Annotated in this window: 19 protein-coding genes; 9 read left to right on the forward strand and 10 right to left on the reverse strand. The window is 64.3% G+C overall.

From position 1 onward, the window contains the following. Positions 1-29: 29 nt before the first annotated feature. Together ACFOKF_RS04720 and ACFOKF_RS04725 are read left to right on the forward strand one after the other, a co-directional pair. Positions 30-2723, forward strand: coding sequence for a TonB-dependent receptor plug domain-containing protein (locus ACFOKF_RS04720; protein ID WP_380793583.1), 2694 nt, complete (start codon positions 30-32; stop codon positions 2721-2723). 72 nt (positions 2724-2795) lie between these two features. After that, positions 2796-3311, forward strand: a complete 516-nt coding sequence (locus ACFOKF_RS04725; RefSeq protein WP_380793585.1) for a GNAT family N-acetyltransferase — start codon at positions 2796-2798, stop codon at positions 3309-3311. Between the two features lies 1 nt (position 3312). On the opposite strand, the gene ACFOKF_RS04730 is transcribed toward ACFOKF_RS04725, so the two are convergent. Then, the gene (locus ACFOKF_RS04730) at positions 3313-4614 is read right to left on the reverse strand and encodes an MFS transporter (RefSeq protein WP_380793586.1); all 1302 of its coding nucleotides are present in this window, start codon (positions 4612-4614) and stop codon (positions 3313-3315) included. Positions 4615-4717: 103 nt separating this feature from the next. Continuing rightward, entirely contained in the window at positions 4718-5515 is a 798-nt protein-coding gene (locus ACFOKF_RS04735; RefSeq protein WP_380793588.1) for a TrmH family RNA methyltransferase, read from the reverse strand. A gap of 130 nt (positions 5516-5645) precedes the next feature. Between ACFOKF_RS04735 and ACFOKF_RS04740 the strand changes: the two genes are divergently transcribed. Beyond that, entirely contained in the window at positions 5646-6740 is a 1095-nt protein-coding gene (locus tag ACFOKF_RS04740) for an AI-2E family transporter (protein WP_380793590.1), read from the forward strand. Here the strand turns inward: ACFOKF_RS04740 and ACFOKF_RS04745 are convergent, their stop codons facing one another. From ACFOKF_RS04745 to ACFOKF_RS04760, 4 genes are all read right to left on the reverse strand, one after another. Beyond that, positions 6741-7904 (reverse strand): GGDEF domain-containing protein, encoded by a 1164-nt coding sequence (locus tag ACFOKF_RS04745; RefSeq protein WP_380793592.1) that lies wholly within the window; start codon positions 7902-7904, stop codon positions 6741-6743. It abuts the gene before it with no gap. A gap of 353 nt (positions 7905-8257) precedes the next feature. Continuing rightward, complete coding sequence (locus ACFOKF_RS04750) at positions 8258-8548, reverse strand: GIY-YIG nuclease family protein (RefSeq protein ID WP_380793594.1); 291 nt, start codon at positions 8546-8548, stop codon at positions 8258-8260. A 141-nt stretch (positions 8549-8689) separates the two neighbouring features. Continuing rightward, entirely contained in the window at positions 8690-9451 is a 762-nt protein-coding gene (locus ACFOKF_RS04755; RefSeq protein WP_380793596.1) for an enoyl-CoA hydratase-related protein, read from the reverse strand. Next, entirely contained in the window at positions 9448-10146 is a 699-nt protein-coding gene (locus ACFOKF_RS04760; RefSeq protein ID WP_380793598.1) for an HAD family hydrolase, read from the reverse strand. The genes ACFOKF_RS04755 and ACFOKF_RS04760 overlap by 4 nt, the downstream gene beginning before the upstream one ends. A 149-nt stretch (positions 10147-10295) precedes the next feature. Here ACFOKF_RS04760 and glmU point away from each other — a divergent pair, with 149 nt between their 5' ends. The 3 genes from glmU to glmS all read left to right on the forward strand — a co-directional run bounded on the left by glmU (position 10296) and on the right by glmS (position 14420). Further along, on the forward strand, positions 10296-11588 hold the full coding sequence (gene glmU / locus ACFOKF_RS04765) for a bifunctional UDP-N-acetylglucosamine diphosphorylase/glucosamine-1-phosphate N-acetyltransferase GlmU (protein ID WP_380797656.1): 1293 nt from the start codon (positions 10296-10298) through the stop codon (positions 11586-11588). A gap of 39 nt (positions 11589-11627) precedes the next feature. Further along, positions 11628-12485, forward strand: coding sequence for a metallophosphoesterase (locus ACFOKF_RS04770; RefSeq protein WP_380793600.1), 858 nt, complete (start codon positions 11628-11630; stop codon positions 12483-12485). Between the two features lie 111 nt (positions 12486-12596). Then, positions 12597-14420: a glutamine--fructose-6-phosphate transaminase (isomerizing) gene (gene glmS, locus ACFOKF_RS04775; protein WP_380793602.1), complete on the forward strand. Its 1824-nt coding sequence runs from the start codon at positions 12597-12599 to the stop codon at positions 14418-14420. Between the two features lie 45 nt (positions 14421-14465). On the opposite strand, the gene ACFOKF_RS04780 is transcribed toward glmS, so the two are convergent. Next, complete coding sequence (locus ACFOKF_RS04780; RefSeq protein WP_380793604.1) at positions 14466-16292, reverse strand: DUF885 domain-containing protein; 1827 nt, start codon at positions 16290-16292, stop codon at positions 14466-14468. A gap of 102 nt (positions 16293-16394) precedes the next feature. Continuing rightward, complete coding sequence (locus ACFOKF_RS04785) at positions 16395-16946, reverse strand: hypothetical protein (protein WP_380793606.1); 552 nt, start codon at positions 16944-16946, stop codon at positions 16395-16397. A 154-nt stretch (positions 16947-17100) separates the two neighbouring features. Here ACFOKF_RS04785 and ACFOKF_RS04790 point away from each other — a divergent pair, with 154 nt between their 5' ends. Next, a complete protein-coding gene (locus ACFOKF_RS04790; protein ID WP_380793608.1) occupies positions 17101-17916 on the forward strand; it encodes an HpcH/HpaI aldolase/citrate lyase family protein in 816 nt (271 codons plus the stop codon). A 198-nt stretch (positions 17917-18114) separates the two neighbouring features. After that, positions 18115-21039, forward strand: coding sequence for a TonB-dependent receptor plug domain-containing protein (locus ACFOKF_RS04795; RefSeq protein WP_380793610.1), 2925 nt, complete (start codon positions 18115-18117; stop codon positions 21037-21039). Between the two features lie 111 nt (positions 21040-21150). On the opposite strand, the gene ACFOKF_RS04800 is transcribed toward ACFOKF_RS04795, so the two are convergent. After that, positions 21151-21753 carry a YdeI/OmpD-associated family protein gene (locus ACFOKF_RS04800; RefSeq protein ID WP_380793612.1) on the reverse strand — a complete coding sequence of 201 codons (603 nt, stop codon included), beginning with the start codon at positions 21751-21753 and terminating at the stop codon, positions 21151-21153. A 77-nt stretch (positions 21754-21830) separates the two neighbouring features. Next, on the reverse strand, positions 21831-22568 hold the full coding sequence (ubiG, locus tag ACFOKF_RS04805) for a bifunctional 2-polyprenyl-6-hydroxyphenol methylase/3-demethylubiquinol 3-O-methyltransferase UbiG (RefSeq protein ID WP_380793614.1): 738 nt from the start codon (positions 22566-22568) through the stop codon (positions 21831-21833). A 306-nt stretch (positions 22569-22874) separates the two neighbouring features. Here ubiG and ACFOKF_RS04810 point away from each other — a divergent pair, with 306 nt between their 5' ends. Continuing rightward, positions 22875-24140, forward strand: a complete 1266-nt coding sequence (locus ACFOKF_RS04810; protein ID WP_380793616.1) for an aspartate kinase — start codon at positions 22875-22877, stop codon at positions 24138-24140. Positions 24141-24231: the final 91 nt, after the last annotated feature.

Raw genomic sequence — 24231 nt, forward strand, 5'->3', positions numbered from 1 at the left:
TATATAAGGAATAATAGGGGGCTTTTTTGATGAAGTATGAGGGTCTGATTTCGCGCGGCGCCATTGCCGTCGCGCTTCTTTATTCCATGCCTGTTCTTGCGCAGGATGTTGCGCCGCAGGCAGCAGCGGATGCACCGGACCAAACCATCATCGTTACCGGCACCCGACGCACCGACCGCACCGTCGCAGAGTCGCCGACCCCAATCGATGTCTATTCCGGTGAGGAACTGCAAAAGCAGGGCGTTGCCGACATGAACCAGGTCATCCAGAATCTGGTTCCCTCCTTCTCGGTCGCGCGTTACGCCATTGGCGACGGCTCCTCCTTCGTACGCCCGCCCAACCTGCGCGGCCTGGCGCCCGACCAGACGCTGGTGCTGGTCAATGGCAAGCGCATGCATCGTTCCGCCCTCGTCCAGATTGGCGCCAATGCGCAATCGGCCGGCGCGCATTCCGCTGACCTTGCGCAGATTCCTGCAATCGCGATCAAGAGCGTGGAAGTGCTGCGCGACGGCGCGTCGGCGCAATATGGATCGGACGCGATCGCGGGCGTCATCAACATGGGCCTGCGCGACGATACCGGCGGCATTTCGGGCTATGCCCGCTATGGTCAATATTATCGCGGCGACGGCGAGGATTATCAGGTCGCGCTGAACGGCGGCTTCAAGCTGGGCGACAGCGGTTTCATCAACATCAGCGGCGAATATGTGAATGCCGGCAAGACCAGCCGTGGCGTCACCCGTCCTGGCGCGCTGGAACTGTCGCAGGAACAGCCTGACATCGGCGTGCCCGCACTGGCGCAGCGTTATGGCAATCCCAAGATGGAATCCTATCGCTTCTTCGTGAATGGCGGCTTTGATCTGGGCGACGACAGCAGCGTCTATTTCTTCGGCAATTATGGCCACAGCTTCCAGGAAGAAAGCTTCAACTATCGCCAGTCGGTCAACTCGGCCAATTTCGGCAAGAATGGCATTTTCAACGACTATTTCACCGACTTCGACAACAGCACGCCCGGCATCCAGACCGGATCGGCCGGCGGCAATGTTTACGCGCCCAATGGCTATGATCCCACCACGCGCGATTATACGCAGGTGGCGACCTGTTCCGACCCGCTGGTCCAGAACTGGAGTTGCGTCTATTCGGGCGGCTTCACGCCGATCTTCTTCGGCAAGATCGACGATATATCGGGCACTGTCGGCTATAAGGGCACATTCGGTTTCGGCCTGAATTACGACCTGTCGGGCAGCTATGGCCAGTCGACGCTGAAATATACGATGGACGGCACGATGAACCCGTCGCTGGGCATCACCTCGCCAACCGAATTCTATCTCGGCAAGCTGGAGCAGCGCGAAACCCTGTTCAACGCGGACTTCAGCTATCCGTGGGAGGTCGGCCTGGCCAGCCCGGTCACCATCGCGTTCGGCGGGCAATATTTCCGGGAATCCTATGAACTGGGCCTGGGCGACGCGGCCTCCTATGCGATCGGGCCGTACACCGGCAATCTGGTCTTCCATCAGGACGGCACGCCGGTCCTGAATGCGGACGGCAGCCAATTGTCGGTTGCCCTGCCAGTCGGCGCCAACGGCTTCCCCGGCTATGGCCCGGCGATCGCGGGCGAAAGCAGCCGCAATTCGAAGGGGCTGTACATCGACATCGAAGGCGACATTACCGAGCAGTTCTCGCTGGGTGTGGCGGGGCGTTACGAGCATCTGTCCGACTTTGGCAATTCGACCACCGGCAAGGTTTCGGCCCGCTATGCGGTCGTGCCCGATGTGGTCGCCATTCGCGGTACGCTGGCCACCGGCTTCCGTGCGCCGACGCCGGGCCAGACCAACACCAGCAGCATCGCGACCACCTTCAACCCCGGCAATCCGAACGCGATCGAATTCATGACGCTGCCGGTCGCCAGCCCGGTCGCCCAATATCTGGGCGCTGTGCCGCTCAAGCCGGAAGAATCGGTCAGCTTCTCGGTGGGTACGGTATTCACGCCCGCGCCGGGCGCGTCGCTGACGATCGACTATTATAACATCAAGGTGAAGGATCGCATCGGCACCACCGGCTCGCGCGTCATCACCGACGATCAGCGCCCCGAATTGCAGGCGCTGGGCCTGGCCAACTATGCGACCGTCAACGAAGTGCAGTTCCTGACCAACGCCTTCGACACCCGCACCCAGGGTATCGATGTGGTCGGCAGCTATCGCTTCAGCACGGCGAGCATGGGGACGTTCAACACCACGCTGGCCTTCAACTATAACAAGACGAAGGTGATCAGCGTCGGCATCGATCCCGAAACCGGATCGCCGATCATCAGCGATACGCGCATCCAGCAGTTGCAAAATACCCTGCCCAAGACCCGCGTGATCCTGACTGAAAACTGGTCGAGCGGGCCACTCTCCGTGCTGGGCCGCATGAACTGGTACGGCAAGTATAAGGTGTTTGACGATGGCACGGGCGTCAACGGCGAATCCTATGTCCAGCAGAGCTTTGGCAGCGAATTCGTGTTCGACTTCGAAGGCAGCTATCAGGTGAACGACAATTTCACGCTGAGCGCGGGCGTGCAGAATCTGTTCAGCAACTATCCCGATAAATATGACAATCGCGCAGGTGGTCTTGGCCCGGTCTATGGATCGACGGGCGGTCGCTTTACCGGCGACATTTATCCCGACGTGTCGCCTTTCGGCTTTAACGGCGGCTTCTGGTACGGGAAGGTCGCTTTCAAGTTCTGATCCTGTTTTTCGATGTCACGGAGGCGGCCGGTCCCTTGCGGGGCCGGTCGTTTCCGTTGCAGGACTATTGTCATGACCTTGACCCACCGCCTTGCCACGCCGGCCGACGAACCGGCCCTGTCCGCCATCATGACGCTCGCCATCGACCGGCTGCAATCCACCTATCTGACGCCCGGTCAGGTGCAGGCCAGCCATGCCTTCATGGGGCTGGACAGTCGGCTGATCGCGGACGGCACCTATTTCGTGATCCAGGATGGCGATGCGATCGCCGGGTGCGGCGGGTGGAGCCGGCGGGCGACGGCCTATGGCGGCAATCATAGCGCGGGGCGGGACGACCGGCTGCTCGATCCGGCGCGCGAGTCGGCGCGGGTGCGGGCGATGTACACCCACCCCGATCATGTCCGCAAAGGCGTGGGCACGCTGATCCTGTCCTTGTGCCAAGAGGCGGCGAAGGCGGAAGGTTTCGCCGCGCTCGAACTGTCGGGTACGATGGCGGGGGTGCCGCTCTATCGCAGCTTTGGCTTTGAGGGGGTGCGCCCGTTCGAAGACAGCGGCGTGCCGATGCTGTTGATGCGCAAGCCGATCTGAGTCAGACCTTCCGGCTGGTCCACCACAGGCCGGCCAAGCTGATGAAGGCGGCGGCGGACATATAGAGGCCGACAAGGCCCACGCCCTGCACGCCGATCAGCCAGGTTGCGACGATGGGGGCCAGCGCGCCGCCCAAGATGCCACCCAGATTGAAGGCGAAGGATGCGCCCGTATAGCGTAGCTGGACCGGGAAGAGGGCGGGCAGATAGGCGCCAAGCGGCCCGTAGATGAAGCCCATCACGAAAAGCGCCAGGCTGAGCGCGACGAAGATCGGCAGCAGCGCCGCCGTGCCGATCAGCGGGCCGAAGACGAGGCCCATCAGCGCCGTTCCGGCGCAGCCCCAGGCGAGCGCGTTTGTGGGACTGGTGCGATCCGACCACCAGCCGGCCAATATGATGCTCAAAGCCATGAAGAGGATCGCGCCAAGCTGGATCGCGAGGAAGATTCCCCGGTCGATCTTGAGCGCGGTGGTGCCATAGCCCAGGGCAAAGGCGGTCGCGATATAATAGACGGCGAAACAGGCGGCGCAGGCGAAGGTGCCGGCGATCGCCGCGCCCAGATGCGAGGACAGGAGTGTTGCCAGCGGCACGGCGGGCGGCGAGGTTTCTTTTTGCGCGGCGGCGAACTCGGGCGTTTCGGTGAGCTTCAGGCGCACCCACAGACCCAGTATCACCAGCACCGCGCTGCCGATGAAGGGCAGGCGCCAGCCCCATTCGAAAAAGGCGTCGTCGGTCAGGAAGGCGCCGAGCAACAGGAACAGGCCGTTGGCGGCGATGAAGCCGACAGGTGCGCCAAGCTGCGGGAACATGCCGAAGCGCGCGCGCCAGCCGGGCGGGGCGTTCTCCACCGCCAGCAGCGCCGCGCCGCCCCATTCGCCGCCCAGGCCAAAGCCCTGACCGAAACGCAGCAGGCACAATATGGCGGGCGCCCAGTAACCGATCATCTGATAGGTGGGCAGGAAGCCGATCAGCAGCGTGCAGCCGCCCATCAGCATCAGCGAAGCGACCAGAGTGGCCTTGCGCCCGATGCGGTCGCCATAATGGCCGAATACCGCTGCGCCGACCGGCCGCGCGAAAAAGGCGAGGGCGAGACTGCCATAGGAGGCCATCAGTTGCGCCGTGGGCGAGGAGGCGGGGAAAAAGAGGAAGGGGAAGATCAGGCTGGCGGCGGTGGCGTAGATATAGAAGTCGTAAAATTCGACCGCCGTGCCGATCAGGCTGGCCGCCAGCACGCGCTTGTGCCGCCACATTTCGCCCATGCCGTTCGTCTGTGTCACCTCAGTCTCACCCCCGAAATTCGTCATGCCAGCGCAGGCTGGCCTCTCTCTTCTTCCGATCGCCCCAGAAGAAAAGGGAGATCCCAGCGTTGACCTTTGGTCGCCCTTCGGGTCGCTGGGATGACGGTGTTTATGCTCGTCGTTTCTGATTCAGCAGTTCATAGGCCATAACGGCGGTCGCCACGGCGGCGTTCAGGCTGTCCGCCTTGCCCAGCATCGGCATCTTCACCAGCTGGTCGCATTCGGCTTCATAGGATTCGGGCAGGCCCTGCGCTTCATTGCCGACCAGCAGGAAGCTGGGGCTTTGATAGGCGGGTTCCTGATAATCCTGTGTCGCCTTCAGGCTGGTGCCGATCAGTTCGCCCGGCCCTGCGCGCAGCCAGTGCATGAATTCGCCCCAGCGCGCCTGCGTGATCGACTGGGTGAAGAGCGCGCCCATGGAGGCGCGCACCGATTCGACCGAGAAGGGATCGACGCAATCGTCGATCAGGATAAGGCCGCCTGCGCCCACGGCGTCGCCGGTGCGCAGGATCGTGCCAAGATTGCCCGGATCGCGCAGCGATTGCGCGACGATCCAGATATCGGCCTTGCTGCGATCCAGCTTCGCCAGCGGGGTCAGTCGGTCGCGATAGACGCCGACCACGGCCTGCGCATTATCCTTGCCGCTGATCTTGGACAGGATGTCGGGCGTGGTTTCGATCACGTCGCCGCCATCCGCCTCGATCGCGTCGATCAGGTCCAGCGCCAGCGGATGGGTGGACCCGGCGTGGAACAGCATTTCGGGCAGCACGCCTTCTTCGCGCGCTTCGGTCAGGATGCGCAGCCCTTCGGCCAGGAACAGCCCCTCGGCCTTGCGATATTTCTTTTCCCGCAGCGATCGGACGCGCTTCACCAGCGGGTTGGAAAATCCGGTGATTTCGCGTGCCACTATGTCTGCTGGTCCCAAATGCGCCAAGGAAGCGGCCTCTCTACCGGGCGAATTGGCAAAAGGACAGGGGAAAGCCGATGAGGATCGTTAGCCGATGGATTTGGGTCGCGAATTTTGCCAAGAAACGGGCATGGACACCCAACCGCCCCCGCCGCCGCTGAACGTCACGGCCAGGATCGAGGATGGTTTCTTCCTTGGCGTCGTGCTGGTCGTGTCGATCGCTTTTGCGCTGGTCATCGAGCCATTCTTTGCCGCAGTGCTGTGGGGCGTGATTGCCGCCATCGTCTTTGCGCCGCTCAACCGGCGGATATTGGCGGCGATGCCCCGGCATCGCAACGGCGCGGCGCTCATCACCCTGTTCCTGATTCTGGCGGTGGTGATTGTCCCGGCCTTTGTGCTGGGCGGCGCGCTGTTGCAGGAGGCGGCGTACTTCTATGGCAAGATCCAGTCGGGGGAGATCAACTTCGTCCGGCTGTTTTCGGAAGCCATGGCAAGCATGCCGGACTGGCTGCGTCCTTATTTGCGGCGGCTGGGCCTCGGCAATTTCTACGCCGCGCAGGAAATGGTGACGAAGGGCGTCACCAGCAGCTTCCGCACGCTGGCGGCGCAGGCGTTCCAGATCGGGCAGAGCGCCTTCAGCTTCCTCGTGGCGCTGGGCGTGATGCTGTACCTGACCTATTTCCTGCTGCGCGACGGGGAAATGCTGTCGCAGCGCATCGCCGCCGCCGCGCCCCTGCGGCCGAGCCAGCGGCAGGCGCTGATCGAGCAGTTCGTCATCGTGATCCGCGCCACGATCAAGGGCAGCATCGTGGTCGCTATCGTACAGGGCTTGATCGGCGGTCTGGTCTTCTGGGGGCTGGGGATTCAGGGCGCGTTGCTGTGGGGCGTGCTGATGGGCGCATTCTCGCTATTGCCGGCGGTGGGGACCGGGCTGATCTGGGTGCCGGTCGCCATCTATCTGTTCGCCACCGGCGCGATCTGGAAGGCGGTCATACTGGTGGGTTGCGGCGTGCTGGTGATCGGCATGGTCGACAATGTGCTGCGCCCGATACTGGTCGGCCGCGATACGCGAATTCCCGATTATGTCGTGCTGATCTCCACGCTGGGAGGGATTGAATTGTTCGGGTTCAACGGGATCATCATCGGCCCGGTGATCGCGGCGCTGTTCATTGCGACTTGGAACATCTTCACCCGGATGCGCGGCGCGGACGACGCGGCGGCCTGATCAGGCGCGGCGCAGGCGATCGTCGGTGGCCGGCACGGCATGGGGCATGGCCAGCGCGCGGCGGACGCAGACCCGGTTGCGGCCCTTTTCCTTCGCTTCGTAAAGGGCGCTATCGGCCCGCGCGATCGCGTCATGGATCGACGGGTCGGCGCGGTGCAGGGTGGTGAGGCCGAAACTGGCGGTGAGCGGCCGGGACAGGCCAAGCCGGGCGGCGGCCTGTTCAGCGAAATGGGTGCGCACCGCTTCGGCAATGCCGGCGGCGCCGGCGGCATCGGTGCCGGGCAGGAAGAGGATGAATTCCTCTCCGCCAAAGCGCGCGGCCACGGCGTCGGCCGGGGCAAGGGTGCGCAACATGTCGCCCAGCGCCACGATCACCCGGTCGCCCAGCCCATGGCCATGTTCGTCATTGACCCGCTTGAAATGATCGATGTCGCAGGCGATCAGGCTGCCGCCCCGGCGATGGCGGCGCGCGACGGCTTCGTCAAAGCCGCGCCGGTTGAGCAGGCCCGACAGCGGATCGACATGAGCGTCGTGGCGATAGCGGGCGATGAGGTCCAGCACGCAGGCGGCAAGCGCCGACAAAGCGAGGAACAGGCCGAACATGCAGGCCAGCGCCTGCATCAAAAAGGCGTAATCGCTGTCGCGAAAGGGCACGCCGCTGGGCAGGGTGAAGGATACGCTGCTGCCCCGCACCAGATTGTCGAGCGACACTAGGACGGCGGCGGCATACAAGGCGCGGTCGGACCAGCGGCGCAATTGTCCGCGCGCGGCCACCAGCGGCAGGGAAATGAGCAGGAAGCAGCCGAAATCGGACGACACCAGTTCCAACGGCACATGGTCGATCAGGACGGCGAAGGCGCAGAGCGCGACCGATCCGCCCCAGATGGCGCAGCGCAGCCGCAGCAGCCAGCCCGGCCGCCAGCGATCGAGCAGCGCCTGGCTGAACAGCAGGAAACCGGTGGCGAACAGCAGGTCGGCGACGATGCCCCAGATATGGGTCGGCAGCGCCTGGAAGGCGACCGGCACGGCAAAGCCGCCCGCGACCGAGAAGAAAGCGCCGCTCCACCAGCCCGCGCCGCGCGCGCCCCAGCCCCAGACGATGAGGAAGGCGACGCCGAAACTGGCCATCATGATCGGCAGGAAGAAAGCGAAATTCTCACCCACGCTGGGTTGTCGTCCTTGAAGCATGATGGATGGGGGCGATGACGGCGCATCGTTCCTTGGCGCAGCAGCCTAAAGGAGGGATGCTTAACAAAGTCTTCGGCGATGCGACGAGCCGAGCGGTGTGAGGGAGATTGGCCGGCTGAGCAAATTCGGGCGGGCAGGAACCGAGCATCGGCGAAAATTCCCTAACTTCTCGCATATCGCATATGGAAGATTGGGCCATAGCTGTGGGTGGGCGTGTAGGACAGGGGGGCGGGTGACGATCAGAAATGGCCAGTTAGCCACATTCCAATATCCCTCAGAAGCGGCCATTCCATATTCGTCACCCCAGCGAAAGCTGGGGTCTCAGGCGGCTATGAGATAAGATGCGTAATATCCAACCAATCGGGATTGCTTTCCTCGATCAACCGGATTTTCCAGTCCCGCTTCCATGCCTTGAGCGCCTTTTCGCGAGCAATGGCCAATGTGATGTCATCATGCACTTCAGCGAGAACGAGGCGTGTCAGGCCATATTTTTTGCAGAAGGCAGAACCTGTCCCTCTGCGATGCTGCTCGATCCGCGCCGCGAGATCAGCCGTTACGCCAATATAGAGCACGCCTCGCGCCTTGTTGGTCATGATGTAGGTATAGCCGCCTCGCGCCATATCCTACTGTCGCGCACCATTCCCAAAGATGCCAGCCTTCGCTGGCATGACGCTCAATTTCATGCCGGCACGCACGATAACCCGACAATCGCCTAACCACCCTTTCACGCCCCCGCACACCCGCGCGTTTATCCGCGCAATTTAGAAATCCGGGCGGCGCTTTTCGCGGAAGGCGGTTACGCCCTCGGCGAAGTCGGGCAGGGTGAAGGCGTCGCGGAACAGCGCCAATGTGGTTGCGTCGTCGTCCGCCTGTCCGTCGAGGATGCGGCGGACGATCGCCTTGGACGATCGCACGCTATGCTGGGCATTGGCGGCGATGGTGCGGGCGAGCGCATCGGCGGCGGCCAGTGGATCGGCGGCGATTTCCTCGATCAGGCCGATCGCCAGCGCGTCCTGCGCGCCGTGCAGCGCGGCGGTGAAGAGGATGCGTTTCGCCCGCGCCGGGCCGACCAGATCGACCAGCAATTTGGTGTCGAACAGCGAATAGACGATGCCGAGCTTGGCGGGCGTGATGCCGAGCCGGGCGGTGGGCGACGCGATCCGCAGGTCGCAGGCGATGGCGAGGCCGCAACCGCCGCCCACGCAATCGCCGTCGATCGCCGCGATCGCCGGCTTTTCTGCGTGAGCCAGCGCATATTGGCTGGCGCGGATCGCCGCCTGATTGGCGACGCGCCAGCCTTCATCGCCCGAGCAGGCGGCAAATTCGTTGATGTCTGCTCCCGCGCAGAACAGGCCGGGCGTGGCGGAGGACAGGATCAGAACGCGGACGGCATCGTCGGTCATCGCTTCGCTGACGAGCGCGGGCAATGTTTCCCACATCATCTGGTTCATGGCGTTGCGCCGGTCGGGCCGGTCGATCAGCAGCCGGGCGACCGGGCCGTCCCGCTCCAGTCGCAAGGTCATGCCGGCCAGCGCTCCAGCAGGGGCAGCAGTTCATCGAAATGGTGGATCACCGCGTCCGCCTCCAGATTTTCGACCGGGCCGTCGAGGAAGCCGAAGCTGACGGCGATATTGGCGACGCCGGCGTTGCGCGCGCCGGCAATGTCGTTGATCGTGTCGCCGATGAAGATGGTGCGGCCGCCGCCCGCGCGTGCGATCATCTCGCGGATCGGGGCGGGGTCGGGCTTGGCGACGCCGACCGTGTCGCCGGCCACGATGCTGGCGAAGCGATCCGACAGGCCCAGCTGATGCATCAGCGGAATGGTGAAGCGTTCCGCCTTGTTGGTGCAGATGGCCAGCTTCACGCCGCGCGCGGCGAGTTGTTCCATCGCGTCGATCAGGCCGGGATAGGGAATGGAGTGGATAGCGAGATTCTGCTCATAATAATCGAGCAGGACCGGGAGCAGCGCCAGCAGCGTCGCTTCGTCATAGCCGCCCGAAGCGTCGAGCGCGCGCTGGAGCATCACCTTCGCCCCCTTGCCGACAAAGGGGTGGATCGCCGCCACGGGGAAGGGTGGGCGGCCGATGGTGCCGATGGCGTAATTGACCGCCGCCGCCAAATCGCCGCTGGTGTCGATCAGGGTGCCGTCCAGATCGAATCCCACAATGTCGAAGGGAATCGGGAGGGGCGTTGCAGGGTTCGGATTTGTCGCGGCCATGCTGCGCCATGCCGCGCCGATGGTGGCAATGGCAAGTCAAACATGGCAGAGGACAAGTCTGTTCACCGCTCATAATCCGGGATTTGTCGAAAGTGACCGCCAACCGCCCCCTCGCCGTCATCATTCTTGCCGCCGGGCAGGGAACGCGCATGAAATCCGCGCTGCACAAGGTATTGCATCCCATTGCCGGGCGGCCGATGCTGCTGCACCTGCTGGCCAGCGTTGGCGAACTGGCGCCCGAACGGCAGGTGGTCGTGGTCGGCGCGGGGCGCGATCAGGTGGAAAAGGCGGTGGCCGGCACCGGCGCGATCGTCGCGGTGCAGGAGCAGCAGTTGGGCACCGGCCATGCGGTCGCCCAGGCGCATGATGCGCTGGCGGGGTTCGCGGGCGATGTGCTGATCCTCTATGGCGATGTGCCGCTGGTGAGCAGTGCGACGATGCGCGCGATGCTGGATCGCCTGAGCCGGGGTGACGAGCCGCGCGCGGTGGTGCTGGGTTTCCGCCCCGATGACGCCGCCGCCTATGGCCGGATCATCGCCGACGGGCAGGGCATCATCGAGAAAATGGTCGAGTTCAAGGACGCGAGCGAGGCGGAGCGCGCCGTGACCCTGTGCAACAGCGGGCTGATGGCGGTGCGGGCGACGGACCTGTTCGTGCTGCTGGACCAGATCGGCAACGACAATGCGGCCGGCGAATATTATCTGCCCGACATCGTCATGCTGCCCGGCGCGACCAGCGCCGTCATCGAAACGGACGCCTGGGAAGTGGCGGGGGTCAACAGCCGGATCGAACTGGCGGGCGTGGAGGCGATGTGGCAGGCGCGCCGCCGGATCGACGCGATGCGCGAGGGCGTGACTCTGGTGGCGCCCGAAACGGTGTTCTTCTCGCATGATACGGTGTTGGGCCGCGATGTGGTGGTGGAGCCGAACGTCGTTTTTGGGCCGGGCGTCACCGTGGCGGATGATGTGACGATCCACGCCTTTTCCCATCTGGAGGGCGCGACCGTCGCCAGCGGCGCAGGCATTGGTCCCTATGCCCGGTTGCGGCCGGGGGCGGATATTGGTCCCAAAGCGAAGGTCGGCAATTTCGTCGAGATCAAGAAGGCGACCTTGGGCGAAGGCGCGAAGGCCAATCACCTGTCCTATATCGGCGACGCCAGCGTGGGGGCGGGGGCCAATATCGGGGCTGGCACCATCACCTGCAATTATGACGGCTTCTTCAAATATAAGACGGAAATCGGCGCGGGGGCGTTTATCGGCTCCAACAGCGCGCTGGTGGCCCCGGCGGTGATCGGCGACGGCGCGATCGTGGCGGCGGGCAGCGTGGTGACGCGGCCGGTGGAGGCGGATTCGCTGTGTCTGGTGCGGGCCGAACAGATGGGCAAGGTCGGCTGGGCGGCGGCGTTCCGCGACCGGATGAAAGCGAAGAAGGCGGCCAAGTGAAGGCCGCAAGGTGACGGCAGCGCGGACGCCCTGCACGGCATGAGGCTGTGGCATACATTGCTGCGGACGGCGCTGGTCCTGCTGTTGCTGGCGGGAGGCATGGGCCTGTGGATGTTCCTGAACGCGCGCGCCATGCCGGTGGTGCGGCGCGCGGAGATTGCGCTGCCCTTTCCCGCGGACGCGCCGCGCAAGGCGATGACTGTCGCGCTGCTGACCGACACGCATCTGTCCGGGCCGGATAACAGCCCGGAGCGGATGGCGCGCATCGTGGCGCAGATCAACGGGCTGAAGCCCGACCTCATATTGCTGGGCGGCGATTATCTGGGCGATCGCAAGGGCGGGGCGATCTATGATGCGCGGGCCAGCATCGCGCCCTTTGCCGGGTTGCGCGCGCCGATGGGCGTGGTGGCGGTGCTGGGCAATCATGACAGTTTCAGTTCGCTCAACCGCCGCGCCCTGCGCAAGGAGGCGTGGCGCGACGCCTTCACCCATATCGGCATCACCTTGTTGCAGGATGGCGCGGTGCGGCGCGGGCCGCTGGCGATCGGCGGGCTGCGCGACATTTATACCCGGCATATCGACCTGCCCGGCACGCTGGCGGCGATGCGGCGGGTCGGCGGCGCGCCGGTCATCCTGTCGCATGGGCCGGATGTGTTCCCGCGCCTGCCCAATGGGCCGTCGCTGACATTGGTGGGGCATACCCATTGCGGGCAGGTGGCGCTGCCCTTTGTCGGTGCGGTCTATGTGCCGTCCAAATTTGGCGTCCGCTATGCCTGCGGCCTGTATCGCGATGGGAGCAAGACGATGATCGTGGCGGGGGGCGTGGGCACCAGCGGCCTGCCGATCCGGCTGTTCGCGCCGCCCGACATATGGATGATCACCATTCGTCCCCGATGAATTTCTTTTCATGGTCAGGCCATGGCGCTGTCGTGCCGGCCGCGTTAATGGCATGGCGATAAAGCCGCCCTATATGGGCGCGATCTCATCTGTTCGACGGGGCTTTCCTTCATGTGCGGCATCATTGGTATCATCGGCAAGGACGACGTTGCGGAGCGGCTGGTCGATGGCCTCAAGCGACTGGAATATCGCGGCTATGACAGCGCAGGGGTCGCCACTATCCATGATGGTGCGATCGAGCGTCGCCGGGCCGAGGGCAAGCTCAACAATCTGGTGAAGGAATTGGTCGCCGCGCCGCTGCCCGGCACGACCGGCATCGCCCATACCCGCTGGGCGACGCATGGCGCGCCGACGACCAGCAACGCCCACCCCCATGCCACGGGCGAAGTGGCGCTGGTCCACAATGGCATCATCGAGAATTTCAAGGCGCTGCGCGAGGAACTGATCGGGCGGGGCCGGGTGTTCGACAGCCAGACCGACACCGAAGTCGTCGCCCATCTGGTGAGCGAACTGGTGGAGCAGGGCTCCAGCCCCAAGGATGCCGTCGCGCAGGTTCTGCCGCGCCTGCATGGCGCCTTTGCGCTGGCGATCGCGTTCCGCAACCATCCCGACATGCTGATCGGCGCGCGGCTGGGATCGCCGCTGGTGGTGGGCTATGGCGATGGCGAAACCTATCTGGGGTCCGATGCGCTGGCGCTGGCGCCGTTGACCCAGCGCATCGCCTATCTGGACGAGGGCGACTGGGTCGTCATCACCGCCAATGGCGCGGAGATTTTCGACAAGGACAACAACCCCGTCGATCGCCCCGTGACGATCAGCGGCGTGTCCGGCGCGATGATCGACAAGGGCAATCATCGCCATTTCATGCAGAAGGAAATTTACGAGCAGCCGGTCGTCGTGGCCCAGACGCTCAAAGCCTATCTGCAACGGATGGACGACCGGGTGTCGCTGCCGATCCCCGATTTCGACCTGTCGGCCATTCGCCGCGTCACCATCGTCGCCTGCGGCACCAGCTTCTATGCCGGGATGGTCGCGCGCTACTGGTTCGAGCAGTTCGCGCGCGTGCCGGTCGATTTGGATTTCGCGTCCGAGTTCCGCTATCGCGAGCCGGTGATGGAGGAGGGCGGCCTGGCCCTGTTCATCAGCCAGTCGGGCGAGACGGCCGATACGCTGGCGGCGCTGCGCTATGCGCGGGCGCAGGGGCAGAAGATCGCCGTGGTCGTCAACGTCCCCACCAGTTCGATGGCGCGCGAAGCCGATCTGCTGCTGCCGACCCATGCCGGGCCGGAAATCGGCGTGGCGTCGACCAAGGCGTTCACCTGTCAACTGGCCGTGCTGGCGGCCTTTGCCGCGAACCTGGCCCGCGCCAAGGGCAAGCTGAGCGCGAAGGACGAGAAGGAAATCGTCCGCCACCTGGCTGAAGCGCCCGCCGCGATCAACGGCGCGCTGGCCTATGACGAGGCGATTGAGGCAATGGCGCATCATATCGTGCCGGCGCGCGACGTGCTGTATCTGGGGCGTGGGACCGATTATCCGCTGGCGCTGGAAGGCGCGCTGAAACTCAAGGAAATCAGCTATATCCATGCCGAAGGCTATGCCGCGGGCGAGATGAAGCATGGCCCGATCGCGCTGATCGACGAACTGGTGCCGGTGATCTGCATCGCGCCCAGCGGGCCTTTGTTCGAAAAGACCGTCAGCAACATGCAGGAAGTGCAGGCGCGCGGCGGCAAGGTGGTGCTGATTTCCGACTATGACGGGGTGCAGGCGGCGGGTGAGGGCTGTCTGGCGACCATCACCATGCCCAAGGTCCATCCGCTGATCGCGCCGATGGTCTATGCCGTGCCGGTGCAGCTTTTGGCCTATCATGTCGCGGTGCTGAAGGGCACCGATGTCGACCAGCCCCGTAATCTGGCGAAGAGCGTGACCGTCGAGTGAGACGGGCCGGCGGGGTTGCGGGGGTGCGCAACCCCGCCGGGCGGATCAGGCGTGCTTGCGCTCCGCGATCCAGGCGTCGACATTTTTGGCCAGCACGGTCATCGGCACGCCGCCGCCCTTGACCACGGCGTCGTTGAACAGGCGGAAGTCGAAGCGGTCGCCCAGCGCCTTTTTCGCGGTTTCGCGCAGGCGGACGATTTCGCCATGGCCGACCTTGTAGCCGCAGGCCTGACCCGGCCAGGCGCAGTAGCGATCGACCTCTCCCTGCACATCCTCCACCGTGGAGCCGTTGGTGGTGGCGAACCATTGGATCGCATGATCGCGGGTCCAGCGCTTGGCGTGGAGGCCGGTGTCCACCACCAGCCGGCAGCAGCGATAGGCGATCGACTGAAGATAGCCCAGCCGCCCGGCGACATCGCCGTCATAGGCGCCCAGTTCGTCGCCCAGTTGCTCGGCATAGAGCGCCCAGCCTTCGCTATAGGCGTTGAAGGCGAGGAGCGAGCGGATCAGCGGCAGCTTATAAGTATATTCGCCCTGCCAGATATGGCCGGGGATGCCCTCATGATAGCAGAGTGTCGGCAGCGAATAGCGCGGCCAGATGCTGGTATCGCGCAGGTTGATATAATAGTTGCCGGGGACGGAGCCATCCATTGATCCCGCGCCGGCATAGGCGCCGGGCGCGCCGGCTTCGATCTCCACCGGCACGCGCTTCACGATCAGCTTGGCGGGGACCAGAGTGGCGAAGGCGCGGGGCAGGCGTGTGCGGATGTCGGCCAGCCGGCCGTCGATGAAGCTGAGGATCTGCTGACGACCGGCATCGTCATTGGGGAAGAGATATTGGGGGTTCTTGCCCATGGCGGTCATGCGTTCGCCGACCGTGCCCTTGGTCATGCCAAGGCTTTTGAGGAGCCGGTCCATTTCCGATTGCAGCGCGGCAAGCTGATCAAGGCCGAGCCGGTGGACTTCCTCGGGCGAGCGGGTGGTGGTGGTGCCCGCGCGCAGCGCCCAGGCGTAATAATCCTCGCCCTGCGGCAGTTTCCACACGCCCGCATCCATGGTCGCGGTGGCGCGCTGGCGCCGGAGTTCGGCGATTTGGGCGGTGAGGGCGGGCGCGACCTGATCCGTCACGATGGCGGCGGCCTTTGCGGCATAGTCGCCGGGCATGTTCTTCGTGCGGCGGGCGATGGAGGCGACGGGCACCCACTGGTCGACCGGCTGGGCCTGCACGCTCGTCATCTGCTTCAACGTCTTGTCGAGCAGGAAGGCGGGGGCGACGACGCCGATGCCGGCATCATGTTTCAGCCGTTGCGTTTCGCCATTCAGGTTGGCGGCATAGGCGGACAGGCGTGTGAGATAGGCGTCGGCGTCGGCCGCACTGTTGATCGGGTGATTGCTGTCGAGGAAATCGGGGGTTTCGACGAAGCTGCCGGTATTCTGGGCGACGGCATAGGGCGCGTTGCGATAGGACCAGTTGCTGTTCATCATCGCCATGTCGCCGAAGGGGAAGGCGAAACCGTCCGCCGCCAGTTCATGGGATGCCAGCACGACCTCCACATCGGTGCGGGTGGCGGGGGAGAGGGGCTGCAAGTCGATGGCGCGCAGGTTGGCGAGGCGGTCCTTCACATGGGCGGCGATCTGCGCCTGACCGGCCGGGCTCTTGTCGCCCAGCCGGCTTTTGAGCGCGGCTCGCGCGCCGGTGTCGATGCCAAGGCCGCTGGCGGTTTCGGGCGCGTCGGCCAGCATCGCTTCGGCCATGTCGGACAGGATCGCTTCGGCGCGGGCGTCAGCCGTTTCGGCGGCGCGGGCGGGGAGGGCGGCAAGGGCGAAGGCGGAGGAGCCGGCGACGAGGAAATCGCGGCGGGAAGTGGTCATGGGGAAAGCGTCTCCGATGGCGGTCTTTCCCCTAACTTCGCATATTTCCCGCCAAATTCGACATGAAATTTCCCGGTCGCGACAGATTGTAATAATGAATGGTCAGGGCAGGTCGGGCGATGCATCATCAAGGCGCTGGCCTGCGCCGGCGGCGATCACCGGGCGCAAAATCGCCCATTCTTCCGGGGTGAAGGGCCCATTCTCCAGCAATGTAGCCAGAAGGTCGCGCTGGGCCGTACGCTGACGGTGGGGCAGGGCGTTGCGCTTTCCATCTCGCTCTGCGCCCAGTGCCCGCAGCGCGGCGAACATCACGCGGAAATCCTGATCGATACGGACGCCGACAATCTGGCCACGGCGCACGAGCGGCGTTTTGCGCCGCCCCTGAATTTGCGCGTAGGCGCGGGCGAGACTTTCATCCAGACCCATTTCCAGGGCCCAGTCCCATGCGGCGGCAAAGCTTTCCGCCCCGTCCTTTTCCTGCAGATGATAGGCGGACCGGGGCGTGCAGCCCACGCTGCGCGCCGCCTGCGTCACCACGCCGCAGCGGGACAGCGCGTCGATGAAGGCGAGTTGCCGGTCGGGCGTCCAGCCCCGCGTGCGATGGCGCGCAAGGGGGACGGGGGGGAAATGGAGGAGAGACGTTTCGCTGGTCATGGGGACGATGGTGGCATGCGCGGCGGGGTGTAGGACAGATGCAGGACCACCCGCGCATCGGCGGGCCGCTATCGCGGGTCGCCATGGCAATCATGGGGTTGGATTATGCGCGCCAGCCTTTAACGGAGAGAAGGAGCCGCTGAGGAGAGCCACCATGCAATTGCGCCACGCCCGTTCGTTACTGTTCCTGCCCGCATCCAATGCGCGCGCCATCGCCAAGGCGCGGACCTTGCCGTGCGACATGGTGATACTCGACCTGGAGGATGCGGTGGCGGACGACGCCAAGGACATGGCGCTGGCCAGCGCGGTCGAGGCGCTGGGCGAAGGCTTTGGCGGGCGGCTGAGCGCGGTGCGGATCAATGTGGAGGGCACGCCCTGGCATGGGGTGGAGATGATCACGGTCAAGACGACGGGCGCGGACTATGTGGTGTTGCCCAAGGTCGAGCATCCCAAGCAGGTCAAGGATGTGTTCAGCGTCTGCCAGAAGCCGGTGATCGCAATGATCGAAAGCGCGCGCGGCGTGCTGGCGGCGCCGGCGATCGCGGCGGGCGAAGGGTGCGCCGGGCTGTTCATGGGCAATAATGACCTGCGCAAGGATCTGGGCATTCCGCCATCGGCGGATCGGGCGGGATTGTCGTTCGCGATGCAGGCGGTGGTGCTGGCGGCGCGGGCCGCGGGCATCGCCGTGTTCGACGGCGTGTTCAACCGGCTGGACGATGAAGCCGGGCTGGAGCTGGAATGCGCGCAGGGCCATGCTCTGGGTTTCGACGGCAAGACGCTGATCCATCCGGCGCAGGTGACGGTGGCCAATCAGGCTTTTGGTCCAGACGCGCAGGCGGTGGCGGACGCCCGGCGGCTGATCGAGGCGGCGACCGGCGGGGCGGAGCGGTTCGAAGGGCGGATGATCGAAACGATGCATGTCGAGGAAGCCAGGGCGCTGATCGCGCGAGCGCAGGCGGTGGGGCAGTAGCGGGCAGGCCCCGGCGACTGATCGGCGGCGAACGGCGTGGCCGGGGCGGTCAGGCATGTTGCATGCGGGCTACAGGCGGCAACAAAAGCGCTACATTCTCCAGCCATTCATCGCAGATTCATTGACTTAGGTCGGCAAGAGGAGGTTTTTTCGGGTCATTCCGCTCCTGGAGAGCAGCGAAAAATATAGGGGACCCGCATGTTCAACCGCACCGCTTTTGCGCGCACGCTCATGGCAGCCAGCGCGATTTCGGCCATTTGCGCTGCACCCGCCATGGCGCAGGAATCGGCGTCTGGCGACGATGGCGAAACGATCGTCGTCACCGGCAGCCGCATCCAGCGCAGCGACTATAATATCGCCAATCCGTTGGTGACGGTGACGGCCGAAACGCTGGAGCAGGCGGGCAACGTCCAGATCATCGACACGCTGCGCCAGAATCCGGCCCTGATCGCGTCCTTTGGCGGGGCGCAGACATCCGGGTCGCAGGCCAGCTTCGGCGCGGTCGGCGTGCAGTTGCTGAACCTGCGCGGTCTGGGCGAGAACCGGACGCTGGTGCTGGTCAATGGCCGCCGCCATGTGGCGAGCCTGTCCGGTTCGGCCGCTGTCGACATCAACACCATTCCCGACGACCTGATCGAGGGCGTGGACATATTGACCGGCGGCGCATCGGCCATTTACGGCGCGGATGGCGTGTCGGGCGTGGTCAATTTCCGCCTGAAGCGTGATTTCGACGGTTTGAAGGCCAGCGGGCAGGTGGGCATTTCCAGCCGGGGCGATGCGGGGCAGCGCTATGGATCGCTGACCTATGGCAAGAATTTCGCGGACGGGCGCGGCAATATCGCCCTGTCCTATGAATTTCGCGAGCAGGACCGGCTGAGCAGCTTTGACCGGGCGCGGACCGGCAATCCGCTGAAAACCTATGGCATCGTGCGCAATCCGCTCGACTTCCCGGACGATCCCAATGTGCCCGATCGCGTGCCGACCAACAATCTGCGCTATGCAGACAGTTCGATGGGCGGGGCGATCGACGTCGATTTCGATGGCATCCCGGACTTTACCGGGGAAGGCAAAGTCTATGATCGCGGCACGTTGCTGCCGTCGTCCGGCGGCCTGACGCAGGGCGGCGACAGCACGCCGCTGGCCGGCTATCAGGGCGATCTGCAGGCCTATAACCGGGTGCATAATTTCAACCTGCTGTCGCATTATGATTTCAGCGACGCGGTGAAATTCTTCTTCGAAGCCAAATATGTGAAGAACCGGACCCGCACGGTGTCGCAGCCCTCGTTCGACTTCTTCACCTATCTGACCCCCGACAACGCCTATTTGCAGGACCAGTTCGGCGATCTGGCGCCCGACGGCGCTTTGGTGTCGCGCGACAATTTCGACATGGGCGTGCGCGGGGAGAAGAATGAACGCGAAACGATGCGCTTTGTCGGCGGCTTCGAAGGCGCGATTTCCGAGCATGCGCGCTATGAACTGTCCTACACATTCGGCCAGACCAAGTCGAAGGTGCTGCTGACCGACTATCGCATCGGCGACCGTTACTGGGCGTCGATCGACGCGGTGCGCGATCCGGCGACGGGCCAGATCGTCTGCCGGTCGGATCTGGACCCGACCGGCAACATCAATCCCGACAATTATGATGCGCCGGCCACCACCTTCACGCCGGGCGCGGGCAGCGGGTGCCGTCCGATGAACCTGCTGGGCAATGGTGCGCCGAGTCGGGAGGCGCTCGACTGGGTCAATGCGGACATCATGAACCGCGCCAAGATCCAGCAGCATGTCGTATCGGGATCGATCTCCGGCGATTTCGGCCAGTTTTTCGAACTGCCCGGCGGCCCGGTCGGCTTTGCGATCGGCGGCGAATATCGCAAGGAAAAGAGCAGCTTCGTGCCCGACGACCTGTTGCAGCAGGGGGCATTGGCCGACTTTTCGCTCCAGTTGCCCGAACGGGGCAGCTTCGACGTGAAGGAAGCCTTTGCCGAATTGTCGGTGCCGGTGCTGAAGGACATGCCCTTCGCCCATACGCTCAGCTTCGGCGCGGCGTTGCGCCTGTCGGACTATTCGACCATCGGCAAGATCACGACCTGGAAGGTGGACGGCACCTATGCGCCGATCGCCGACATCACCTTCCGCGGCACATGGTCCGAAGCGGTGCGCGCGCCCAACATCACCGAATTGTTCGCGCCGATGAACGGCAGCTATGACTTTATCGGCGATCCGTGCGATCCGGTCTATATCACCGAAGGGACGCAATATCGCGCCGCCAATTGTCAGGCGACGCTGAGCGCGCTGGGCCTGACGCCGGCGCAGATCGCCGCCTTCAACCCGGAAAATGATCCGACCGCGACGGTCAGCCTGCCCGGCAACACTGGCGGCAACCGCAATCTGCGCGAAGAAACGGCGCGGACCTGGACGGCGGGCGTGGTGCTGCGCCCCAGCTTCATTCCGGGCCTGATCGCGTCGTTCGACTGGTATGACATCAAGCTGAAGAATGCGATCAACACCGCCACGGCCGAGGAAGTAGCGGAACTGTGCGTCGACCAGCCGAGCCTGGACAATGTGTTCTGCGGCAATATCAGCCGCGATCCGACCACCGGCTATATCAATGGCTGGTTCGTCCAGCCGCAGAATGTCGCCAATTTCCGCACGTCGGGCGCGGACTTCAAGATGAACTACAGTTTCGATACGGCCAAGACGGGGCGCTTTGCGTTCAGCCTGGTCGGCGGTTATCTCAACAAGCTGGAGTTCGTTCCCACGCCGGGCGCGACCGTCGACGTCGATCGCGAGGAAGCCTATTATCCCAAGTGGAACGCGACCGGGGACATCACCTGGACGCTCGACAAGCTGACCGTCAATTACGGCATCAGCTGGTTCAGCAAGACCCGCCGCTACGAGATCGAACAGACCAACGCCAATCCCGACATCGCGGCGCCCGAATATCTGCGGTACAAGGAAAAGTGGCAGCACGACCTGTACGTCGCCTATGACGTGGATGAACGGTTCCGCTTCTATGTCGGGGCGAACAACCTGTTCGACCAGCAGCCGTCGATCGCGTCGAGCAACTATCCGGTCAGCTATGTCGGCCGCTACATGTATGCGGGCGCCAAGATCACGATGTGATCGCCCGGACGGCATGAAATAAAATAGGGAGGGGCGGGTTATTCCGCCCCTTTTTGTCGGGCCGGTGCCGCCAGGAAAATGCGCCTTTTCGCGCATTTTCCAAACAGCCTCTCAGCCCTTTTCATATTTCCAGTTGCGGCCCTTGCCCTGCGCGATCCATTCGACGGCCTGGGCGATGCGTTTGTCGCGGGTCGCGTCCGTCTTCGCCTCACCGATCCACTCTGCATAGTCGCGGATCTTGCCGGGCGGGAAGGCGGACCATGTGGCGGCAGCGGCGGGACTGGCGGCGATCGCTGCGGTCAGGGCCGGATGGACGGGGAGCGGTGCGCGTGGCTGGCGGCGCTCCATCCATTGCGGCTTTGCGCCTGCGTCGATCATGGCGGCGGCCTTTGCCAGCATGGCGCGCAGATCGTCGTCCGAAGGCAGGTCGGACAGGCTGGCGATCTTGCCCAGATGGCCCATGCCGCCCTGCTCCGCGCGGGCCTGCGTCTGATCCTCGCTATACCAGAAGCCGATCGCGGCATGGCTTTTGAAGGCGGCCATGGAGGCGAGATTTTTGGTGGCGTAGACGAAGTGGGGGAAGCCCCATTTGATCGCTTCGCTGGCCTGTGGCTGGGCGGCGTGGACGAGGGCGCGGAAATGAGTGAGGATCGGGCGGGCGAAATCGGCCTGGCGCGCGATATAGGCGTCGACCTGTGCGGACTCGTCGGTCATGTCCCGTCCCCCTCATCCAACTTCGCCTAAGCCCTGCGGGCTAAGGCTGCGTATCCTTCTCCCACAGGGGGAGAAGGTTATGTTTTGTGCCGGGCCGTCAGCAGATAATTGATCGCGGTGTTGGCCGACAGAGTGAAGCCCCGGCCGGGATCGAAGCTGAGGCCGATGCTGACGGTGACTTCGAGTCCCGCCTGCTCCAGCAGCGCGGTCAGTTCTTCGGGTGTAATGAACTTGTGCCAGTCATGCGTGCCCTTTGGGATGCCGCCCACGCTTTCGCCGATGGTGATCATGGCGAGGCGGGAGAGGGGCGTGCGGTTGGGCGTCGAGAGGATCATCAGGCCGTCGGGGGCGAGCTTGGCCGCCAGCGCGGCGACGAAGGCGGCGGGATCGGCCACATGTTCGATCACTTCCATCGAGGTGACGAGGTCATAGCCGGTGTCGGCCATATCCTCGACCGGGGTGGCGCGATAGTCGATGGTCAGATGCTGACCCTGGGCATGCGCCTGCGCCGCGGCGATATTTTCCGGTGCGGCGTCAAGGCCGGTGACGGTGGCGCCGAGGCGGGCCAGCGGTTCGGCCAGCAGGCCCGCGCCGCAGCCGACATCCAGCGCGCGCTTGCCGGCGAGCGGACGGAACGCCTGTTCGTCGCCCGGCCAGTGCCGGTCGATCGCGGCGCGGATATAGCGCAGCCGCACCGGGTTCAACTTGTGCAGCATCGCGCTGGACCCGTTGGGATCCCACCAGTCGGCGGCCATGGCGCCGAAATGGGCGGCTTCCTTGGGATCGATCGTGGCGGTGGCGGTTTCGATTGTCATATATGGCTTCTAGCAGGGCGAGGCGCGCAGGCCAATGTCCGGCCTATCCCCTTGAAGCGAAAAGCCGTTGCCGCAGGGGGCGGCGGCACGGGCGCGAAGAACAGCAGGATTGCTTGCCATATCCGTTGCGGCTGCTAATAGGAGCGCCGTTTTGCCCCTTTGGGACATATTGTTTCACAATTGGAGCAGTGTCCGATCCGATTGCATCGGCTCGGCTGCTCCAGCTCTTTTGGTGGTTGCGTTTTCTAAAGTCAGCAGGTGTTCCACCTGCTTTGAAAACGCTTAAAGGATAGGTTCGACAAGCAAATGGCGCGCATCGTGATGAAATTCGGCGGCACCTCCATGGCGGGGATGGAGCGAATTCGCAACGTGGCGGCGCGCGTCAAACATGTCGTCGAGCAGGGGCATGAAGTCGCCGTCGTCGTGTCGGCCATGGCAGGCGAGACGGACCGTCTGGTCGGTTTCTGCAAGGAAGCCTCCGCCCTCTACGACCCGGCCGAATATGATGTCGTGGTGGCGGCAGGTGAACAGATCACCAGCGGCCTGCTGGCCATGACGCTGAAGGCCATGGGTGTGGACGCGCGCAGCTGGCTGGGCTGGCAATTGCCGATCCGCACGGTGGAAGCCCACGCAAAGGCGCGCGTCGAGAAGATCGACACCGGCGCGCTGCTGGCGGCGATGGGCGCGGGTCAGGTCGCGGTGATCCCCGGTTTCCAGGGCATGATGGCCGATGGCCGCGTGTCGACGCTGGGCCGTGGCGGGTCCGATACGTCAGCGGTGGCGGTGGCGGCGGCGGTGAAGGCCGATCGCTGCGACATTTATACCGACGTCGACGGCGTCTACACCACCGACCCGCGCATCGTGGCCCGCGCCCGCAAGCTGGACCTCGTCACCTATGAGGAAATGCTGGAGCTGGCCTCGGTCGGCGCCAAGGTGCTCCAGACCCGATCGGTCGGCCTCGCCATGAAGGAAGGCGTTGTCGTACAGGTGCTTTCTTCCTTCGATGATCCCACCCAGGACGACCTCCCCGGCACGCTGATCGTGAGCGACGAGGAACTGGAAGCCAAGCTCAAGGAAACGAAGATGGAACGTCAGCTCATCACCGGCATCGCCCATGACAAGAATGAGGCGAAGATCATCGTCACCCGCGTCCCCGACAAGCCGGGCGCGGTCGCCAGCATCTTTGGCCCGCTGGCCGATGCGGCGATCAATGTCGACATGATCATCCAGAATGACAGCAAGGAGAAGGAAGAGACGGACGTCACCTTCACCGTGCCGCGCGCCGACCTGGCCCGCAGCGTCGACATATTGGAAGGGCTGAAGGAAGAGATCGGTTTCCGCCGCATCATCACCGACACGCAGGTCGCCAAGATCAGCGTCGTGGGCGTGGGCATGCGCAGCCATCCGGGCGTCGCCGCCACCATGTTCAAGACGCTGGCCGAACGCGGCATCAATATCGAAGCCATCTCCACCAGCGAGATCAAGGTTTCGGTGCTGATCGACGAGGATGAGACGGAACTGGCGGTGCGCGTGCTGCATACCGCCTATGGTCTGGACGCCCCGGCGGCTTGATTTTTTGCCTCGCCCCGGTCAGGGGGAGGCGATGAAGGGCGAGGGGGGATTGCTACTGCACGCCCCCACCCCAACCCCTCCCCTGAAGGGG

The sequence above is a fragment of the Sphingobium rhizovicinum genome, assembly GCF_042647625.1.
Lineage (GTDB): Bacteria > Pseudomonadota > Alphaproteobacteria > Sphingomonadales > Sphingomonadaceae > Sphingobium > Sphingobium rhizovicinum.

Coding starts and splice junctions, on each gene's coding strand:
- ACFOKF_RS04720 (WP_380793583.1), top strand. CDS start 30: ATGAAGTATGAGGGTCTGATTTCGCGCGGCGCCATTGCCGTCGCGCTT.
- ACFOKF_RS04725 (WP_380793585.1), top strand. CDS start 2,796: ATGACCTTGACCCACCGCCTTGCCACGCCGGCCGACGAACCGGCCCTG.
- ACFOKF_RS04730 (WP_380793586.1), bottom strand. CDS start 4,614: ATGACGAATTTCGGGGGTGAGACTGAGGTGACACAGACGAACGGCATG.
- ACFOKF_RS04740 (WP_380793590.1), top strand. CDS start 5,646: ATGGACACCCAACCGCCCCCGCCGCCGCTGAACGTCACGGCCAGGATC.
- ACFOKF_RS04750 (WP_380793594.1), bottom strand. CDS start 8,548: ATGGCGCGAGGCGGCTATACCTACATCATGACCAACAAGGCGCGAGGC.
- ACFOKF_RS04755 (WP_380793596.1), bottom strand. CDS start 9,451: ATGACCTTGCGACTGGAGCGGGACGGCCCGGTCGCCCGGCTGCTGATC.
- ACFOKF_RS04760 (WP_380793598.1), bottom strand. CDS start 10,146: ATGGCCGCGACAAATCCGAACCCTGCAACGCCCCTCCCGATTCCCTTC.
- glmU (WP_380797656.1), top strand. CDS start 10,296: ATGAAATCCGCGCTGCACAAGGTATTGCATCCCATTGCCGGGCGGCCG.
- ACFOKF_RS04770 (WP_380793600.1), top strand. CDS start 11,628: ATGAGGCTGTGGCATACATTGCTGCGGACGGCGCTGGTCCTGCTGTTG.
- glmS (WP_380793602.1), top strand. CDS start 12,597: ATGTGCGGCATCATTGGTATCATCGGCAAGGACGACGTTGCGGAGCGG.
- ACFOKF_RS04780 (WP_380793604.1), bottom strand. CDS start 16,292: ATGACCACTTCCCGCCGCGATTTCCTCGTCGCCGGCTCCTCCGCCTTC.
- ACFOKF_RS04785 (WP_380793606.1), bottom strand. CDS start 16,946: ATGACCAGCGAAACGTCTCTCCTCCATTTCCCCCCCGTCCCCCTTGCG.
- ACFOKF_RS04790 (WP_380793608.1), top strand. CDS start 17,101: ATGCAATTGCGCCACGCCCGTTCGTTACTGTTCCTGCCCGCATCCAAT.
- ACFOKF_RS04795 (WP_380793610.1), top strand. CDS start 18,115: ATGTTCAACCGCACCGCTTTTGCGCGCACGCTCATGGCAGCCAGCGCG.
- ACFOKF_RS04800 (WP_380793612.1), bottom strand. CDS start 21,753: ATGACCGACGAGTCCGCACAGGTCGACGCCTATATCGCGCGCCAGGCC.
- ubiG (WP_380793614.1), bottom strand. CDS start 22,568: ATGACAATCGAAACCGCCACCGCCACGATCGATCCCAAGGAAGCCGCC.
- ACFOKF_RS04810 (WP_380793616.1), top strand. CDS start 22,875: ATGGCGCGCATCGTGATGAAATTCGGCGGCACCTCCATGGCGGGGATG.